Here is an 18,817-nt window from a genome sequence, read left to right on the forward strand (position 1 = left end):
CGTGATCGCCGCCGTCAACGACGTCTTGCCGTGATCCACGTGACCGATCGTGCCAATGTTGCAGTGCGGCTTCGTACGCGCGAATTTCTCTTTGGCCATGATAGGCTCCGTCTGATCTGATGTTGCGTCTGAAGGGGTGCGGGAGGCGCCCCGAAGGGCGCCGCCGGCTTAGGCGTACTTGGCGACGACCTTCTCGGCCTCGCCGCGCGGCACCTCTTCGTAATGGTCGAACTGCATCGTGAAGTTGGCGCGGCCCTGCGAGAAGGACCGGAGCTGGTTCACGTAACCGAACATGTTGGCCAGCGGCACCATCGCGTTGATGACGTTCGCGTTGCCACGCATGTCCTGGCCCTGGATCTGGCCGCGGCGGGAGTTGAGATCGCCGATCACCGAGCCGGTATACTCTTCAGGCGAGACGACTTCGACCTTCATGACCGGCTCGAGGAGCACCGAGCCGCCCTTCTGAAGGGCCTCACGGAGCGCGGCACGCGAGGCGATTTCGAAGGCGAGGGCCGACGAGTCGACATCGTGATAGGCGCCGTCGATCAGCTCGACCTTGATGTCGACCACCGGGAAGCCGGCCAGAATACCGGCGCCGAGCACCGAATTCAGGCCCTTTTCGACGCCCGGGATGTACTCCTTCGGCACCGTGCCGCCGATGATCTTCGAGGAGAACTCGAAGCCCTTGCCGGGCTCGTTGGGCTCCACGATGAACTTCACCCGGGCGAACTGACCAGTACCACCGGTCTGCTTCTTATGGGTGTAGTCGATCTCGGTGCGCTTCGTCAGCTTCTCACGATACGCCACCTGCGGCTGACCGATATTCGCATCGACCATGTAGGTCCGGCGCAGAATGTCGACCTTGATGTCGAGGTGAAGCTCGCCCATGCCGCGAAGGATGGTCTGGCCCGACTCCTGGTCCGTCGAGACCCGGAACGACGGGTCCTCGGCGGCGAGCTTGGCCAGGGCGATTCCGAGCTTCTCCTGATCGGCCTTGGACTTCGGCTCAACGGCGATCTCGATCACCGGCTCCGGGAACTCCATCTTCTCGAGGATGACGGCGTCCTTCGGATCGCACAGCGTATCGCCCGTGCGGGTTTCCTTGAGGCCAGCCAGGGCGACGATGTCACCCGTGAAGGCTTCCTTGACGTCCTCGCGGTTGTTGGCGTGCATCAGGAGCATGCGGCCTACACGCTCCTTCTTGTCGCGCGAGGAGTTCAGTACGTTGGCACCGGACTCGATCTTGCCCGAGTAGACCCGGCAGAACGTGATCGTGCCGACGTGCGGATCGTCCATGATTTTGAAGGCGAGCATGGAGAAGGGATCGGAATCGGCCGGGTGACGGACGGTCTCTTCCTCAGTCTTGAAGTCGAGGCCCTTGATCTCGCCACGATCGGCGGGCGACGGCAGATAATCCACGACTGCATCGAGGAGCGGCTGAACGCCCTTGTTCTTGAAGGCCGAACCGCAGAGCACGGGGTGGAAAGCACGACGCTGCACGGCCGTGCGGACGAGGCGGTGCATCGTTGCCTGATCCGGCTCGACGCCGTCCAGATACGCGGCCATCGCGTCGTCATCCATCTCGACGCAAGCCTCGACGAGCTTGATGCGGTATTCCGCAGCCTGGTCGGCAAGATCGGCCGGGATCTCGGTCTCGGAGAAATCCGCGCCAAGCTTCTCGGAGGTCCAGACTATGGCCTTCATCTTGATCAGGTCGATGACGCCCTTGAAGGTCGTCTCGGCACCGATCGGCAGCTGCAGGCATACAGGCTTACCGGCGACCCGGTCGATGATGTCGGCCACGCACTTGAAGAAGTCGGCGCCGATCTTGTCCATCTTATTGACGAACACGACGCGCGGCACGTCATACTTGTCGGCCTGGCGCCAGACGGTTTCCGTCTGAGGCTCGACGCCCTGGTTGCCATCCAGCACGCAGACGGCGCCGTCGAGAACGCGGAGCGAGCGCTCCACCTCGATGGTGAAGTCCACGTGGCCGGGAGTGTCGATGATGTTCAGGCGCTTGTCGCGCCAGAAGCAGGTGGTCGCGGCGGACGTGATCGTGATGCCACGCTCCTGCTCCTGCGTCATCCAATCCATCGTCGCGGCGCCGTCGTGGACTTCGCCGATCTTATGGGATTTGCCGGTGTAGTAGAGGATCCGCTCGGTGGTCGTGGTCTTGCCGGCATCGATGTGAGCCATGATGCCGAAGTTGCGGTAGTCCTCGATCGCGTGCGTGCGGGGCATCGGATTGCTCCTGAAAGGGTCCGGGTCCGCTTACCAGCGGTAGTGCGAGAAGGCGCGGTTGGCTTCCGCCATCCGGTGGGTGTCTTCCCGCTTCTTCACGGCGTTGCCGCGGTTGTTCGCGGCGTCGAGCAGCTCGGCGGAGAGACGCTCGACCATGGTGCGGTCGTTCCGGCCGCGGGCAGCCTGGATCAGCCAACGGATGGCGAGCGCCTGGCGGCGCTCCGTACGTACTTCGACGGGGACCTGGTAGGTCGCGCCGCCGACGCGGCGGGAGCGGACTTCGATGGCCGGGGCGACGTTCTCGAGGGCAGCGCGGAAGACCTCGATCGGGTTGGCGCGGGCGCGGTTCTCGACGATGTCGAAGGCACCGTAGACGATCCGCTCAGCGGTGGACTTCTTGCCCTCGTACATGATCGAATTCATGAACTTGGTCAGCACGATGTCCCCGTACTTCGGGTCCGGGATGATCTCACGCTTCTCGGCAGAATGGCGGCGGGACATCGCTCGCTCCGTCTTAAACTTGGTCTTCTTGAAACCACCCTGCGCAGGCCGCCTTGAGCCTCTGGGAGGCCGGCGACATCCTTACAGGGTGCGCGAATATCGGTCTTACTTCGGACGCTTGGCGCCGTACTTGGAGCGGCGCTGCTTGCGACCCTTGACGCCCTGCGTGTCGAGCACGCCGCGCAGGATGTGGTAGCGCACGCCGGGAAGGTCCTTCACGCGGCCGCCGCGGATCATCACCACGGAGTGCTCCTGAAGGTTGTGGCCCTCGCCCGGGATGTAACCGATGACCTCGAAGCCGTTGGTCAGGCGAACCTTGGCAACCTTGCGGAGCGCGGAGTTCGGCTTCTTCGGGGTCGTCGTGTAGACGCGGGTGCAGACGCCACGCTTCTGCGGGCAGGCGTCGAGCGCCGGCACCTTGTTGCGGCTCTTCTGCGCCTTGCGCGGCTGAGCGATCAGCTGGTTGATCGTCGGCATGCCAATCCTCTCGAAACGCGTCACCTGCAGCGGTGACCGTCGAAATCCAAATCTCGTTCTGGCCGGCCCCGGCATCGCACGTGGCGTGCGACGAAACGCAAAGCCGCGCCCCAGGCTGATGTCAGCCTTTGGCGCGCCGTTGCAAGCAGAGGATCACCCGCATCGGAGCAAGCGATCGTGCCGGGCTGACACGTGTTCGTCTGTTGAAGTCGGATGCGTTTAGGAAGCCTGGATCAAGGCTCTGGGCCTCACGATCGATTGCTGCCTACGGCCAGCCGTTCAATGAGGGCCTGATAGAGGCGGATTCGCCCCGCGTCAACCCATTCCGTTACAAGTTCATGAAGTTGCGGGGCACGAACGCGCAGCAGATCCGGACGGACGGCACCCATGCGAAAGGGGCCGCCCCTTGGGACGGCCCCTTCCTGTTCGTCGCAATGGAGCGGTCGCTTATTCCGCGGCGGGCGGCAGCTCGGAGAGGGGCTGAGCCCCGCTCTCGGCGGCCTTCTGCTGCAGGATGAGGTTGTCGCGACGCCGCGCCACGGCGCGGATCTCGGCCGCCATGGAGCCCGTGCCGGCCGGGATGAGCGACCCAACGATCACGTTCTCCTTGAGTCCTTCGAGGTAGTCGATCTTCCCGTTGACGGCCGCCTCGGTGAGCACGCGGGTGGTCTCCTGGAACGACGCCGCCGAGATGAACGACTTCGTCTGCAGGCTTGCCTTGGTGATACCCAGGAGGACCGGTACGCCCACGACCGGCTTCTTGCCCTCGGCAAGCAGCTTCTCGTTGATCTCCGCCAGCTCCGTCCGGTCGATCTGGTCGCCCGTCAGGATGTCGGAATCTCCGCCGTCGGTGATTTCGACCTTCTGCAGCATCTGCCTGACGATGACCTCGATGTGCTTGTCGTTGATCGACACGCCCTGCAGCCGGTAGACCTCCTGAATCTCGTTGACGAGGTAGGCAGCGAGCTCTTCCACGCCCTTGATCGCCAGGATGTCGTGCGGGGCCGGATTGCCGTCGACGATGTAGTCGCCGAGCTCGACCACGTCGCCGTCCTGAAGGTGGATGTGCTTGCCCTTCGGGATCAGGTACTCGACCGCCTCGGACCCATCATGCGGCGTCAGCGTCAGGCGACGCTTGTTCTTGTAGTCGCGCCCGAACTGAATCGTACCCGACTTCTCCGCAATGATGGCCGCGTCCTTGGGACGACGGGCCTCGAACAGCTCCGCCACCCGCGGCAGACCGCCAGTGATGTCGCGGGTCTTGGCCGAGTCGGCGGAGACGCGGGCCAGGATGTCGCCCGCCTTCACCTTCGCACCCGGATCGTAGCCGATGATGGCGTCGACGGGCAGGAAGTAGCGGGCGTCCGAGCCGCGCGGCAGCTTCATCGGCTTGCCGTCGGCATCGAGCACCAGCATCGCCGGCTTGAGGTCGGCGGTGCGGGCCGTCCCGCGCCAGTCGATGACGACGCGCTTGGCGATGCCGGTCGACTCGTCGGTGGTCTCGGTGATCGACTGGCCGTCGATGAGGTCCTCGTAGGCCACCACGCCGTCCGTCTCGGTGATGATCGGACGGGTATAGGGGTCCCACTCGGCAATGCGCTGTCCGCGCTTGACGGTGTCGCCCTCGTCCACCCGCAACTTCGCACCGTATTGCAGGCGGTGGTTGGCGCGCTCGGTCCCGTCGACCCCGACGATGACGATGGAGACGTTGCGGCCGGTGGCGATGAGATCGCCATCCGAGTTCCGTGCCAGGGCGCGGTTCCGGATCTTGATCGTGCCCTCGAAGCTCGACTCGATGAAGGACGAGTCGGAGATCTGGGCGGCGCCGCCGATGTGGAAGGTGCGCATGGTGAGCTGGGTGCCCGGCTCGCCGATCGACTGGGCGGCGATGACGCCGACCGCCTCACCCATGTTCACGGGCGTGCCGCGGGCAAGATCGCGCCCGTAGCAGGTGGCGCAGACGCCGCTCTTCGTGGCGCAGACGAGCACCGAACGGATCTTGACCTCCTGGATCCCGGCGGCCTGGATGGCCGGCAGGTGCTTCTCCTCGATCGTCTCGTTGGTCTTGACGATCACCGTGCCGTCGAGGGCCACCAGATCCTCGGCCGTGGCGCGGCCGAGGATGCGGATGGCGAGCGGGGCCACGACCTGGCCGGCATCCACGATGGCGCGCATGCGGATGCCGTTGGTGGTGCCGCAATCGACCTCGCGGATGACGGCGTCCTGGGCCACGTCGACGAGACGCCGGGTCAGGTAGCCCGAGTTCGCAGTCTTCAACGCCGTGTCCGCGAGACCCTTACGGGCACCGTGGGTGGAGTTGAAGTACTCGAGCACGTCGAGGCCCTCCTTGAAGTTCGAGATGATCGGCGTCTCGATGATCTCGCCCGAGGGCTTGCTCATCAGGCCGCGCATGGCGGCGAGCTGGCGCATCTGCTCGCGGGAGCCGCGGGCGCCGGAATTCGCCATCATGTAGACCGAGTTGACCTGCTTGTCGGTCCCGTTCTCGTCCTTCTGGACCGCGGAGATCGCGGCCATCATCTCGTCCGCGAGCCGGGCCGAGCACTTGCCCCAGGCGTCGACGACCTTGTTGTACTTCTCACCCTGGGTGATCAGGCCGTCGTTGAACTGCTGCTCGAACTCCTTGACCAGGTCGCGGGTCGACCCGACGATCGACCACTTGTTCGCGGGCACGACCATGTCGTCCTTGCCGAACGAGATGCCGGCCTTGAACGCGTGGTTGAAGCCCAGCGCCATGATGCGATCACAGAAGATCACCGACTCCTTCTGACCGCAGTGGCGGTAGACGGTGTCGATCATCGCGGAGATCTCTTTCTTGGTCATCAGCTTGTTGACGACGTCGAAAGGCACCTTGGCGTGCTGCGGCAGGGCCGTGGACAGGATCACCCGGCCCGGCGTGGTGTCGTAGGTCTTCGTCAGCGGCTCGCCATCCGGGCCGATGCCGTTCCAGCGCCAGCGGATCTTCGTGTGCAGCTTGACGGTCTTGGCCGCCAGGGCGTGCTCGAGCTCGCCGATGTTGCCGAAGACGCCCTGCATCGGGTTCTGCTTGTTGGTCGGGTCGAAGGCGCCGATCGCCCCCTCGGCCACGATCGACAGGTAGTAGAGGCCGAGCACGATGTCCTGCGACGGCACGATGATCGGGTGACCGTTCGCCGGGTGCAGGATGTTGTTGGTCGACATCATCAGGACGCGCGCTTCCAGCTGAGCCTCGAGGCTCAGGGGGACGTGCACGGCCATCTGGTCGCCGTCGAAATCCGCGTTGAAGGCGGTGCAGACCAGCGGGTGCAGCTGGATCGCCTTGCCCTCGATCAGCTTGGGCTCGAAGGCCTGGATGCCGAGGCGGTGCAGGGTCGGCGCGCGGTTCAGCATCACCGGATGCTCGCGGATCACCTCATCGAGGATGTCCCAGACCTCTGGCTTCTCCTTCTCCACGAGCTTCTTGGCCTGCTTCACCGTGGCGGAGAAGCCCTTGGCGTCGAGGCGCGCGTAGATGAACGGCTTGAACAGCTCCAGCGCCATCTTCTTCGGCAGGCCGCACTGGTGCAGCTTCAGCTCCGGACCGACGACGATGACCGAACGGCCGGAATAGTCGACGCGCTTGCCGAGGAGGTTCTGACGGAAGCGACCCTGCTTGCCCTTCAGCATGTCGGCGAGCGACTTCAGAGGACGCTTGTTGGCGCCCGTGATGACGCGGCCGCGGCGGCCGTTGTCGAACAGCGCGTCGACCGCCTCCTGAAGCATGCGCTTCTCGTTGCGGATGATGATGTCCGGCGCCCGCAGCTCGATCAGCCGCTTGAGCCGGTTGTTGCGGTTGATGACGCGGCGGTAGAGATCGTTGAGATCGGACGTGGCGAAGCGGCCGCCGTCCAGGGGGACGAGCGGGCGCAGGTCCGGCGGGATCACCGGAACCACGGTGAGGATCATCCACTCGGGCTTGTTGCCCGACATCTGGAAGGCCTCGATGATCTTCAGGCGCTTGAGGAGCTTCTTGGGCTTCAGCTCGGACGTGGTGGTGGCGATCTCCTCGCGCAGGGCATCGGCGATGCCGTCGAGGTCGAGCTCCTGCAGGATCCGGCGGATGGCCTCGGCGCCGATCATGGCGGTGAAGCTGTCCTCGCCGTACTCCTCCTGAGCGCGCAGGTACTCCTCCTCCGACAGGAGCTGACGCTCCTTGAGGGGGGTGAGGCCCGGCTCGATGACGCAGTAGGACTCGAAGTACAGGATCCGCTCGAGGTCCTTGAGGGCCATGTCGAGCAGCAGGCCGATGCGCGAGGGCAGCGACTTCAGGAACCAGATGTGGGCGACGGGGGCGGCGAGCTCGATATGGCCCATGCGGTCGCGCCGGACGCGCGCGAGGGTGACCTCGACGCCGCACTTCTCACAGATGACGCCCTTGTACTTCATGCGCTTGTACTTGCCGCACAAGCACTCGTAATCCTTGATCGGTCCGAAGATCCGCGCGCAGAACAGGCCGTCACGCTCGGGCTTGAACGTGCGATAGTTGATCGTCTCGGGCTTCTTGATCTCGCCGAAAGACCACGAGAGGATCTTCTCCGGCGACGAGATCGAGATCTTGATCTGGTCGAAGCTCTGGGGCTGAGCCTGCTGGTTGAAAAGATTCATGACCTCTTGGTTCATGATCTACTCCTGCTGACGTGGCGCACCCTCCGCCGAGGGGCTGACCGCGTGCTGAAAACGGATGCGGCGCAACGACCGGCCGGATCGTCACTGACCGTAGAACGGGAGGCCCTGCCCCTCCCCGCTCCGACCGCGCCGGGGTCGAACCCGGCGCGGGAGCGTGATGCGGTGGTTATTCGGCCGCCTCTGCGGGCGGCTCGATCTGGTCGTTGGCGAGCTTCTTCGAGGAGGTGAGCTCCACGTTGAGACCCAGCGAGCGCATTTCCTTGACGAGCACGTTGAACGACTCGGGGATGCCGGCCTCGAAGGTGTCGTCGCCGCGCACGATGGCCTCGTAGACCTTGGTGCGGCCTGCGACGTCGTCCGACTTGACCGTGAGCATCTCCTGCAGCGTGTACGCGGCGCCGTAGGCTTCGAGGGCCCAGACCTCCATCTCGCCGAAGCGCTGACCGCCGAACTGCGCCTTTCCGCCCAGCGGCTGCTGGGTGACCAGGGAGTACGGGCCGATCGACCGGGCGTGGATCTTATCGTCCACGAGGTGGTGCAGTTTCAGCATGTAGATGTAGCCCATCGTCACCTTACGGTCGAAGGGCTCGCCCGAGCGGCCGTCATAGAGTGTCGACTGGGCCGACCGGTCGAGACCGGCCATCTCCAGCATCTGCTCGATGTCGGCTTCCTTTGCGCCGTTGAACACCGGGGTCGCCATCGGTACGCCGCGGCGCACGTTGTTGGCGGCCTCCGCCATCTCCTCGTCGGTCAGACCTTCCAGCTCGGACGGCGAGTAGATCGCCTCCATCTCTGCCTTCAGGGGCGCGATGTCGTTGCTGCGCAGGTAGGCATCCACCGCCTGACTGACCTTGCGGCCAAGTCCGGCCGCGGCCCAACCCAGGTGTGTCTCGAGGATCTGGCCGACGTTCATGCGCGAGGGCACGCCGAGCGGGTTCAGGACGATGTCGGCATGCGTTCCGTCTTCCAGGAACGGCATGTCCTCGATCGGCACGATCCGGGAGACGACGCCCTTGTTGCCGTGGCGACCGGCCATCTTGTCGCCGGGCTGGATCTTGCGTTTCACCGCCACGAAGACCTTGACCATCTTCATGACGCCGGGCGGGAGCTCGTCGCCGCGCTGCAGCTTCTCGACCTTGTCGAGGAAGCGCTGCTCGAGGCGCTTCTTCGATTCGTCGTACTGCTTCTGCATCGCTTCCATCTCGGTCATGAGACGGTCGTCGATGACGGCGAACTGCCACCACTGCGAACGCGGGTACTCGCTGAGGAGCTCGCGGGTGAGCGTGGCCTCCTTCTTGAAGCCCTTCGGCCCCGCGATGGGCGCCTGGCCGATGAGGACCGTGGCGAGACGCGCGTAGGTGTTGCGATCCAGGATCGCCTGCTCGTCATCGCGGTCCTTGGCGAGGCGCTCGATCTCCTCGCGCTCGATCGCCTGGGCGCGCTCATCCTTGTCGACGCCGTGGCGGTTGAACACCCGGACCTCGACGATCGTGCCGGTCACGCCCGGGGGGACCCGGAGCGAGGTGTCGCGCACGTCGGACGCCTTCTCGCCGAAGATGGCGCGGAGGAGTTTCTCCTCCGGCGTCATCGGGCTCTCGCCCTTCGGCGTGATCTTGCCGCACAGGATGTCGCCGGCGTGAACCTCGGCGCCGATATAGACGATGCCGGCTTCGTCGAGGTTCTTGAGCGCCTCTTCGGAGACGTTCGGGATGTCGCGGGTGATCTCTTCCGGACCGAGCTTGGTGTCTCGGGCCATCACCTCGAATTCCTCGATGTGAATCGAGGTGAACACGTCATCCTTCACGATCCGCTCAGAGAGCAGGATCGAGTCCTCGAAGTTGTAGCCGTTCCACGGCATGAACGCGACGAGCACGTTCCGGCCGAGGGCGAGCTCGCCGAACTCCGTCGAGGGGCCGTCGGCGATGATCTCGCCCTTCTTCACGGCCTCGCCGACGCGAACGAGCGGCTTCTGCGTGATGCAGGTCGACTGGTTGGAGCGCTGGAACTTCTGCAGGCGATAGATGTCGACGCCGGGCTTGTTGGCGTCGGCCTCTTCGGTGGCCCGGATCACGATACGGGTGGCGTCCACCTGGTCGACGATGCCGGTGCGGCGGGCGGCGATGGCGGCGCCGGAGTCGCGGGCGACCACGGCCTCCATGCCGGTGCCGACGAAGGGCGCATCGGCGCGCACCAGCGGCACCGCCTGGCGCTGCATGTTCGAACCCATCAGCGCGCGGTTCGCGTCGTCGTTCTCGAGGAACGGGATGAGCGCGGCGGCGACCGAGACGAGCTGCTTCGGCGACACGTCCATGAGATCGACGCGATCGGGGGGCACGACGATGACGTCACCGGCCCGACGGCAGACCACGAGGTCCTCCGTCAGCTTGAAGGTCTCGTCCATCTGCGCGTTGGCCTGGGCGACGTAGTACTTCGCCTCCTCCATCGCCGATAGATAGGCGACGTCGGTGGTGACGACGCCGTCTTTCACCCGCCGGAAGGGGGTCTCGATGAAGCCGTACTTGTTCACCCGCGCGAAGGTGGCGAGGGAGTTGATCAGACCGATGTTCGGGCCTTCCGGCGTCTCGATCGGGCAGATGCGGCCGTAATGGGTCGGGTGAACGTCGCGCACCTCGAAGCCGGCGCGCTCGCGGGTCAGACCGCCCGGGCCAAGCGCCGAGAGGCGACGCTTGTGCGTCACTTCCGAGAGCGGGTTCGTCTGGTCCATGAACTGCGAAAGCTGCGACGAGCCGAAGAACTCGCGCACGGCCGCGGCCGCGGGCTTCGCGTTGATGAGGTCCTGCGGCATCACCGTGTCGATGTCGACGGAGGACATCCGCTCCTTGATCGCGCGCTCCATGCGGAGCAGGCCGAGGCGGTACTGGTTCTCCATCAGCTCGCCGACCGAGCGCACCCGGCGGTTGCCGAGGTGATCGATGTCGTCGATCTCGCCCTTGCCGTCGCGCAGGTCCACCAGCGCCTTCACGACCGCGAGCATGTCCTCGCGGCGGAGCGTCCGCACGGTGTCCTCGGCGTCGAGGTCGAGGCGCATGTTCATCTTCACGCGGCCGACGGCCGAGAGATCGTAGCGCTCGGAATCGAAGAACAGCGAGTGGAACATCGCCTCGGCGGTGTCGAGGGTCGGCGGCTCACCCGGGCGCATGACCCGGTAGATGTCGAACAGCGCGCCTTCGCGGGCCGAGTTCTTGTCCACCGCCAGGGTGTTGCGGATGTAGGGACCGACGTTGATGTGGTCGATGTCCAGAACCGGAAGCTCGGAGACGCCGACCTCTTCGAGGCTCTTCAGGAGCTTGTCGGAGATCTCGTCGCCGGCCTCGGCCCAGATCTCGCCGGTCTTGGCGTTGACGAGATCCTCGGCGATGTACTGGCCGATCAGGTCCTCGTCGGTGGCCTTGAGGAACTGCACGCCGCGCTCGGCGATCTGCCGGGCGTTGCGGGCGTTCAGCTTCTTGCCGGCCTCGAGCACGACCTCGCCGGACTCCGCGTCGATGAGGTCGACGGAGGCCTTGAAGCCCTTCAGGCGCTCGGCGTCGTAGGGCACGCGCCAGTCGGCACCGTCCCGGTCGTAGATCACGCGGTTGTAGAAGGTCGACAGGATCTCCTCGCCGTCGAGGCCGAGGGCGAACAGCAGCGACGTCACCGGGAGCTTGCGCTTCCGGTCGATGCGGACGTGCACGATGTCCTTGGCGTCGAACTCGACGTCGAGCCAGGAGCCGCGATACGGGATGATGCGGGCGGCGAACAGGAGCTTGCCCGACGAGTGGGTCTTGCCCTTGTCGTGGTCGAAGAACACGCCCGGGGAGCGGTGCATCTGCGAGACAATGACGCGCTCGGTGCCGTTGACGATGAAGGTGCCGTTCTCCGTCATCAAGGGCATGTCGCCCATGTAGACGTCCTGCTCCTTGATGTCCTTGACCGACTTCGCACCGGTATCCGGATCCACATCGAACACGATGAGGCGCAGCGTGACCTTGAGCGGGGCTGCGTACGTGATGCCGCGCTGGCGGCACTCGTCGACGTCGTATTTCGGCTGCTCGAACGTGTACTTCACGAACTCGAGGAGGGCCGTCGAGGAGAAGTCCGAGATCGGGAAGACCGACTTGAACACGGTCTGCAGGCCTTCGTCGCCCCGTCCGCCTTCCGGCTCATCCATGATCAGGAACTGGTCGTAGGACGCCTTCTGAACCTCAATGAGGTTCGGCATCTCGGCGACTTCCTTGATCTTGCCGAAGAATTTGCGAATCCGCTTGCGACCGACCAGCGTGTTGGCCATGGGTGACCTCGCTCCTACGTCCCGCGTACCGGGTGCCCGGGGAAGGCGTCTGCCTCCCGCAACCAGGCTTCGGGCCCGCCCCGCCGGACGACGCCTTCCCGAACTGAAAATCCCGTGGCCCTTGCGCGGGCCGGTCGGGCCGCTTGAAGCGACCATGGCCCACGGGCGTGAACCCGCGGGCCGTTGGTGCCGTCAGGCCCGGAGGGGCCCGACGGAGAGTGACGGGCCGGAACGGCCCATCGCAGTGTCTTACTTGAGCTCGACCTTGGCGCCAGCCTTCTCGAGCTGAGCCTTGAGCTTCTCGGCCTCTTCCTTGTTGACGGACTCCTTGACGGCCTTCGGAGCGCCCTCGACGAGGTCCTTGGCTTCCTTGAGGCCGAGGCCGGTGATCGCGCGGACCTCCTTGATGACCTCGATCTTCTTGTCGCCAGCGGCGGTCAGCATGACCGTGAACTCGGTCTGCTCCTCGGCGGCGGCGGCAGCGCCACCACCGGCGGCCGGGCCGGCAGCCACGGCGACGGCAGCGGCGGCCGAGACGCCCCACTTCTCTTCGAGCATCTTGGCGAGGTCGGCAGCCTCGAGAACGGTCAGCGAGGACAGGTCGTCGACGAGCTTGGCAAGATCAGCCATGTTGGTATTCCCTTGGATATCGGTTTGAACGGATGGGTTGAAAAGGGCGATGCGGCCTCAGGCCGCTTCGCTCTGAGCCTCGTCCTTGGTGGCATAGGCCCCGAACACGCGGGCGAGCTTGGCCGCCGGTGCGTTGACGACCTGGGCGATCTTGGTCGCGGGAGCCTGGATGAGGCCCACGATCTTGCCGCGCAGTTCGTCGAGGGACGGCAGCGAGGCGAGGGCCTTCACACCGTCCGGGTTCAGGGCGGTCGTGCCCATGGCGCCGCCGAGGATCACGAGCTTGTCGTTGACCTTGGCGAAGTCCACCGCAACCTTGGCGGCCGCGACCGGATCGCTCGAATAGGCGAGCAGGGTCGGACCCTTCAGGAGGGGCTTGATGGAGGCGACGTCCGTGCCATCGAGAGCGATGTTGGCGAGGCGGTTCTTGGTGACCTTCACGGTGGCGCCGGCCTGCTTCATCTGCGAGCGCAGCTTCTGCATGTCGGCGACCGTGAGGCCCTTGTAGTGGGCCACGACGACGACGGCGGTGTTCGCGAACACGCCGTTGAGCGTCGAGACGAGATCAGCTTTGGCTGTCCTGTCCACTGGGGCTCTCTCCGGTTGGCGGAACCCGAAAACGGGTCCGCCGGTTGCACATGCCGCCCGGGACGGAACTCGGCTTAACACGAAGCCGGAACGTCCTTGGCGACGCTTCACGGCCCTGTCCCCTACCGCCCCCCGGAACGGGTGGACGACATGGGTGAGATGGTTCAAACCGATGCCTCACCCTGCCCGCGCGATGCGGACCCGGCGAGGGCAGTAGAATTTCGGTCTTCCCAGTCTGTGCAGGCGTGTGGATTAAGCCGGTGACCCGGCGCCTGCAGTCTCGGACAGGACATGGCCGGACGAAGCTCAGAAGGGGTTTCATGCCCCTCAAAGCCTTCCGGCCAACATCACCTGGTTTCCCAGGCGATCTCTCAATCGGAATGCGACCGATCGGTCGATTCCTTTCTCATGTATGAAAACGTTGAGCGGGGTCTATAGAGCCTTGCAAGCAGCCTGCCAAGTGCCCCGGGCGATTATTCCGTCGCAGGCGACGCTTTTCCCTTGACGCCGCAGGCGGCCCGAAGCCGCCTGCGGATGGGCCGCAAAAGCCTGTCAGGTCGGCAGGAATTTGCGGGCGGCCCGCCACCAGGGCTCGCGGGCGTCGCGCTTCTGGTCCGCCTTGGCGGCGTAGAACGAGGCATTGTGCTCGCCGCGCAGGGCTTCCCGGGTGAAGCGGATGAGGTGGTGGGCGACGAAGCCCATGTTGAACACCGCCTCGATCTGTCCGCGCTTCAGGGCGTGGCCGGCGGCGCGCCAGAACACCCGCCGGTAATCGGACAGCAGTCCGACGCGCACAGCGATGTTGAAGCCGAGCACGAGGCCGCGGCGCAGGTTGGTGCGGGTAAGCTTGCCCCTGACCGGCGTCTTGATCCGGTTCGGGTAGGTCACCTCCACCTGGTGCCGGAAGCGCTCGAAGATCTGCGCCGGCTCGTAGGCGTGGGCGATGGCCCGGCGCCAGGAGGCCACGACGTCGTCGTGCGGGCGCTTGAAGAGCACGTTCGATTCGAGCGCCGCATCGTGGACGAGGCGGTTCTCGCGGGTCAGGCGATCCCAGAGCGGCGTCTTCGGCAGCGCCTGCAGGAGGTTCATCGTCAGCACCGGCACGGCCGACTTGTCGATGAAGTCGATGAGCTTCTGCTCCGACTGATCGGTGTCCGTGTCGAGGCCGAGAATGATGCCCGAGGTCACCTCGAGGCCGAAGCGGTTCAGGGTCTCGATCGCCTCGTACATCGGCACGGCGGCGTTGTGCTTCTTGTCGATTCCCGCGAGGGCGTCCTCCTCGGGCGTCTCGATGCCGACGAAGACGGTCATGAAGTTGGCCTGGCGCATCAGCTCGAGGATGTCGGGCTGCTTGGCCATGTTCAGCGTCGCCTCGCAGGCGAACTGGAGCGGATAGTCGTTCTTCTTCTGCCACGCCACGAGGTGGGGCAGCATGTCCTTCGTGGCCTTGCGGTTGCCGATGAAGTTGTCGTCGACGAAATAGACCACCGCCGGATGGCCGGGCTGCGCGATGATGGCGTCGAGCTCACCGAGCATCTGCTCGGGGCTCTTCAGGCGCGGTTGACGGCCGTAGAGCTGCGGGATGTCGCAGAACTCGCAGCGATAGGGGCAACCCGAGGAGAATTGCAGCGATCCGATGAGGTAGCGCTTGAGGGGCGCCGCTTCGTAGGCAGGGGCCGGGAAGTCCGAGAGCGGGAGCCGCTCCTTGGTCTCCAGGCGGACCTGGGCCGCCGGGATCGAGACATCGCGGTCGAGGATCGCGACCAGCTCGTCGGTGGCGTCACCGATCTCGCCGAGATGCAGGTAGTCGAATTCGGGATACTGCTCGGGGGAGCCGGAGACCGAGGGGCCGCCCAGCGCCGTCACCTTCCCGGCCGCGTGGGCGCGGGCGTAGATATCCCGGATCTGCGGGGCCTGGATGTGCATGCCGGACACGAACACCGCGTCGGCCCAGGCGAAGTCCGCTGCGCCGGCCCGGGCGATGTTCTCGTCGATGAACCGGTACTCCCACGACTCGGGCATGTAGGCCGCGATCAGCAGGAGCCCTTGCGGGGGCATGAAGGCCTTCACGCCGCCCATCAGGGGGTAGGCGTGAGAGAAGGTCCCGAAGGACGGCGTGTAGGCGGGAAAGACGCACAGGATGCGTCGCTTCGAGGTCACGGAGAGGGAGCATCGCATGACTGCATACCTAGCACAGGCCTACGCGAAGGCGTCACCCTCCTGTGTTCTTTTCTTGGGCGCTCCGACGACCGTCCGCTCCTGGAACGGCGCGGGGCATTCCTCCCTCACGGCTCTTTGATCGTGGTCGAACCCGAACCGCCGGTGCGCGGTGGTCGGGGAACGCAGTCCCCGAGGGCTTGGGCCGGCCGAATGCTGAGAAGCCGTTCCGGCGAGCCTGAGCACAAACGAAAACGCCCGGCCGCGAGGCCGGGCGCTTCCATTCTGTTCAAGCCTGAAGGATCAGGCGGTGAGGACGCTCGCGGGCTCAACCTTCACGCCCGGACCCATCGAGGAGGTCACGGCGACGCGCTGGACGTACTGACCCTTGGCGCCGGCGGGCTTCGCCTTCGCGACCGCGTCGGCGAAGGCCTTAATGTTCTCGACGAGCTTGTCGGCGTCGAACGAGACCTTGCCGATGCCGGCGTGGATGATGCCGGCCTTCTCGACGCGGAACTCGACGGAGCCGCCCTTGGCGCCGGCGACGGCGCCCTTCACGTCCATGGTCACGGTGCCGACCTTCGGGTTCGGCATCAGGCCGCGCGGGCCGAGCACCTTGCCGAGACGGCCGACGAGCGGCATCAGGTCGGGGGTCGCGATGCAGCGATCGAACTCGATCTTGCCGCTCTGGACGATCTCGAGGAGGTCCTCGGCGCCCACGATGTCGGCGCCGGCAGCCTTGGCCTCGTCGGCCTTGGCGCCGCGGGCGAACACCGCCACCCGCACCGTGCGGCCGGAGCCGTTGGGCAGGTTGCAGACGCCGCGGACCATCTGGTCGGCGTGGCGCGGGTCGACGCCGAGATTCATCGAGATCTCGACGGTCTCGTCGAACTTGGCGCTGGCCTTCTCCTTCACGAGCTTGATCGCCTCGTCGATGGGATAAAGCTTGAGCGCGTCGATGCCCTCGCGGGCGGCGCGGATGCGCTTGCCTTCATGTGCCATTGTGCCCTCCCCTTAAGCGACGACGTCGAGGCCCATGGCCCGCGCGGAGCCACGGATCATGGCGACGGCGGCATCAACCGAGTCGCAGTTCAGGTCGGGCATCTTCTTCTCGGCGATCTCGCGCAGCTGCGCTTCGGTCACCTTGCCGACATTGGAGCCGGCCTTGCCCGGGGTCTTCGAGCCGGAAGCCGGCTTCTTGCCGATCTTCAGGCCGGCGGCCTTCTTCAGGAAGAAGGTGACCGGCGGCTGCTTCATCTCGAAGGTGAAGGAGCGGTCCTGGTACGCCGTGATGACGACCGGGATCGGGGTGCCCTTCTCGATCTGGGAGGTCTTCGCGTTGAAGGCCTTGCAGAATTCCATGATGTTGAGGCCGCGCTGACCGAGCGCGGGGCCGATGGGCGGCGACGGGTTCGCGGCGCCGGCCGGAACCTGAAGCTTCACGTAGCCCGTGATCTTCTTTGCCATAGGGACTGCTCCCAAAGAATGCCCGGCATCCGGCTGGCCTCAGCGCGGACGGAACGGGCGGTTGCAGGTCGCGGTTCGGTCCGTGGACCCCGGCGGCGAACCGGGCGGGCCTCCCGCGTATGACACCGTCGCGCGGGACGGTGGTTTCGCGCGCGGCCGAGGCCGGGCGGGAAGGGACATGGGGCGAGCCGGGGACGACTCACCCGAAATGGGGCCGGATCAGACCTTCTCGACCTGCCCGTATTCGAGCTCGACCGGCGTGGCGCGGCCGAAGATCGACACGGCGACCTTGAGGCGCGACCGGCTCTCATCGATCTCCTCGACGGTGCCGTTGAAGGAGGCGAAGGGACCGTCGGAAACCCGAACCGTCTCGCCAATCTCGAAGGACACGGAGGGCTTGGGACGGTCGACGCCCTCGGCGACCTGCCCCTTGATGCGCTCGGCCTCCGCATCCGGGATCGGAACCGGCTTGGACTTGTCGGCGCCGAGGAAGCCCGTCACCTTCGGGGTGTTCTTGATGAGGTGGTAGACCTCGTCGGTCAGGTCGCACTTCACCAGGACGTAGCCGGGGAAGAACTTGCGTTCCGCATCGACCTTGCGGCCCCGGCGCACCTCGACGACCTTCTCGGTCGGAACCATGACCTCGTCGAACAGCTCCATCAGGCCACGCTGGGCCGCCTGATCCTTGATGGACTGCGCGACCTTGTTCTCGAAATTCGAGTAGGCGTGGACGATGTACCAGCGCTTCGACACGGTTCTCACCAAATCCTGACGTCAGTCAGCCCGATCACGCCGCAGCGCGCCCGGGCCGAGAAGTTGTTAGGCGCCGACCCCGAGGATCAGAGTCACGAGATAGCGCAGCGCCTGGTCCACCACCGTGAAGAAGATGCTCGCCACCACAACCATGATGAACACCATCACGGTGGTCACGACGGTCTCCTTGCGGGTCGGCCACGTGACCTTGCGGCCCTCGTCGCGAACCTGGCTCAGGAACTCGGCCGGACCCACGCGCTTCTGCGCGGGGCGCACCGGCGGGGTCGCCCGAGGGGGCGTCGGCGTGGTGGAGCCGCGCTGCGGGGTGCGCGCGAGATCCACTTTCTTCGATGCTTCGTTCGATGCCATGGCGCCAACAACAGGGAGATCGGCCCGAGCTTCGGGAAAGCGCGACGCGGCGGCTCCGGGGAGGAGCCTGCATCGACGGCCTTCATCGATCTCGGAAGGCGACCGCTCTAACGCAAGTCGCCGGGCTTGTCGACTGCGCCCGGCCGGACTTCGCTAAGGAGCGATCTGCTGAAAGGGAAGAGGGCTGGGAGGATCGACGGGTCTGATGCGGCCAAATGGCAGGAGTGGAGGGACTCGAACCCGCAACCTCCGGTTTTGGAGACCGGCGCTCTGACCAGTTGAGCTACACTCCTATGCGAAGGACGAGTCCTCCGCCGCGGCGCTGCTATAGACCGGTCGCGAGGGCTTCGCAATGGTCAAACGGCGTCGTCGGCGAAGAACCTTCGCGACGGCTCTCAGGCCGGCGCGGACCCTGGAAACGCGGACCCTGGAAACGCGGACCCTGGAAACGCGGACCCTGGAAACGCGGACCTGGGAAACGCGGACCTCGGAAACGACAACGGCGCCCCGGAGCGATCCGGGGCGCCGCGTCGTGTCACCGGTCGGGTGTCCCGCGAGGGGCGCCCGATGGCGACGGGTCTACTCGTTGATGGCGGCGACGACGCCTGCGCCGACGGTGCGTCCGCCTTCACGGATGGCGAAGCGCAGCTTCTCTTCCATGGCCACCGGCACGATCAG

At 65.6% G+C, this 18,817-nt stretch carries 13 protein-coding genes, 1 tRNA gene and 1 pseudogene; all 15 read right to left on the minus strand.

Translation table 11 applies throughout. The annotated features are described in order from the left end of the window. A partial coding sequence (locus tag ASG51_RS24150; protein WP_156375624.1) for a GTP-binding protein occupies positions 1-99 on the minus strand: 99 nt, incomplete at its 3' end. Between the two features lie 69 nt (positions 100-168). Continuing rightward, complete coding sequence (fusA, locus tag ASG51_RS11940; RefSeq protein ID WP_056275823.1) at positions 169-2,244, minus strand: elongation factor G; 2,076 nt, start codon at positions 2,242-2,244, stop codon at positions 169-171. Positions 2,245-2,274: 30 nt separating this feature from the next. Next, complete coding sequence (gene rpsG, locus ASG51_RS11945) at positions 2,275-2,745, minus strand: 30S ribosomal protein S7 (protein WP_055954713.1); 471 nt, start codon at positions 2,743-2,745, stop codon at positions 2,275-2,277. A gap of 105 nt (positions 2,746-2,850) precedes the next feature. After that, entirely contained in the window at positions 2,851-3,222 is a 372-nt protein-coding gene (rpsL, locus tag ASG51_RS11950) for a 30S ribosomal protein S12 (RefSeq protein WP_018044234.1), read from the minus strand. Between the two features lie 447 nt (positions 3,223-3,669). Next, positions 3,670-7,878: a DNA-directed RNA polymerase subunit beta' gene (rpoC, locus tag ASG51_RS11955; protein WP_056381046.1), complete on the minus strand. Its 4,209-nt coding sequence runs from the start codon at positions 7,876-7,878 to the stop codon at positions 3,670-3,672. 172 nt (positions 7,879-8,050) lie between these two features. Then, positions 8,051-12,175 carry a DNA-directed RNA polymerase subunit beta gene (gene rpoB, locus ASG51_RS11960; RefSeq protein WP_056275830.1) on the minus strand — a complete coding sequence of 1,375 codons (4,125 nt, stop codon included), beginning with the start codon at positions 12,173-12,175 and terminating at the stop codon, positions 8,051-8,053. A 249-nt stretch (positions 12,176-12,424) separates the two neighbouring features. Next, positions 12,425-12,805, minus strand: coding sequence for a 50S ribosomal protein L7/L12 (rplL, locus tag ASG51_RS11965; RefSeq protein ID WP_056218129.1), 381 nt, complete (start codon positions 12,803-12,805; stop codon positions 12,425-12,427). Positions 12,806-12,862: 57 nt separating this feature from the next. Further along, a complete protein-coding gene (gene rplJ / locus ASG51_RS11970) occupies positions 12,863-13,393 on the minus strand; it encodes a 50S ribosomal protein L10 (protein ID WP_055954702.1) in 531 nt (176 codons plus the stop codon). 552 nt (positions 13,394-13,945) lie between these two features. Beyond that, positions 13,946-15,571, minus strand: a complete 1,626-nt coding sequence (locus tag ASG51_RS11975) for a B12-binding domain-containing radical SAM protein (protein ID WP_056218133.1) — start codon at positions 15,569-15,571, stop codon at positions 13,946-13,948. 282 nt (positions 15,572-15,853) lie between these two features. Further along, positions 15,854-16,552, minus strand: coding sequence for a 50S ribosomal protein L1 (rplA, locus tag ASG51_RS11980; protein ID WP_056381049.1), 699 nt, complete (start codon positions 16,550-16,552; stop codon positions 15,854-15,856). Positions 16,553-16,564: 12 nt separating this feature from the next. Beyond that, on the minus strand, positions 16,565-17,017 hold the full coding sequence (rplK, locus tag ASG51_RS11985; protein WP_056218139.1) for a 50S ribosomal protein L11: 453 nt from the start codon (positions 17,015-17,017) through the stop codon (positions 16,565-16,567). A gap of 219 nt (positions 17,018-17,236) precedes the next feature. Beyond that, on the minus strand, positions 17,237-17,770 hold the full coding sequence (gene nusG, locus ASG51_RS11990) for a transcription termination/antitermination protein NusG (protein ID WP_056218143.1): 534 nt from the start codon (positions 17,768-17,770) through the stop codon (positions 17,237-17,239). A 66-nt stretch (positions 17,771-17,836) separates the two neighbouring features. Continuing rightward, a complete protein-coding gene (secE, locus tag ASG51_RS11995) occupies positions 17,837-18,139 on the minus strand; it encodes a preprotein translocase subunit SecE (RefSeq protein WP_056218145.1) in 303 nt (100 codons plus the stop codon). A 216-nt stretch (positions 18,140-18,355) separates the two neighbouring features. After that, a tRNA-Trp gene (locus ASG51_RS12000) sits at positions 18,356-18,432 on the minus strand. 286 nt (positions 18,433-18,718) lie between these two features. After that, positions 18,719-18,817 (minus strand): annotated as a pseudogene (locus ASG51_RS23420) (elongation factor Tu); the annotation flags it as partial.

The organism is Methylobacterium sp. Leaf465 (genome assembly GCF_001424705.1).
Taxonomy (GTDB): Bacteria; Pseudomonadota; Alphaproteobacteria; order Rhizobiales; family Beijerinckiaceae; genus Methylobacterium.

Excerpts from the sequence above, each read along its gene's own strand:
- rpoC (WP_056381046.1), bottom strand. The coding sequence starts at position 7,878 with ATGAACCAAGAGGTCATGAATCTTTTCAACCAGCAGGCTCAGCCCCAG.
- secE (WP_056218145.1), bottom strand. The coding sequence starts at position 18,139 with ATGGCATCGAACGAAGCATCGAAGAAAGTGGATCTCGCGCGCACCCCG.
- rpoB (WP_056275830.1), bottom strand. The coding sequence starts at position 12,175 with ATGGCCAACACGCTGGTCGGTCGCAAGCGGATTCGCAAATTCTTCGGC.
- rplL (WP_056218129.1), bottom strand. The coding sequence starts at position 12,805 with ATGGCTGATCTTGCCAAGCTCGTCGACGACCTGTCCTCGCTGACCGTT.
- ASG51_RS11975 (WP_056218133.1), bottom strand. The coding sequence starts at position 15,571 with ATGCGATGCTCCCTCTCCGTGACCTCGAAGCGACGCATCCTGTGCGTC.
- rpsL (WP_018044234.1), bottom strand. The coding sequence starts at position 3,222 with ATGCCGACGATCAACCAGCTGATCGCTCAGCCGCGCAAGGCGCAGAAG.
- rplA (WP_056381049.1), bottom strand. The coding sequence starts at position 16,552 with ATGGCACATGAAGGCAAGCGCATCCGCGCCGCCCGCGAGGGCATCGAC.
- rplK (WP_056218139.1), bottom strand. The coding sequence starts at position 17,017 with ATGGCAAAGAAGATCACGGGCTACGTGAAGCTTCAGGTTCCGGCCGGC.
- fusA (WP_056275823.1), bottom strand. The coding sequence starts at position 2,244 with ATGCCCCGCACGCACGCGATCGAGGACTACCGCAACTTCGGCATCATG.
- rpsG (WP_055954713.1), bottom strand. The coding sequence starts at position 2,745 with ATGTCCCGCCGCCATTCTGCCGAGAAGCGTGAGATCATCCCGGACCCG.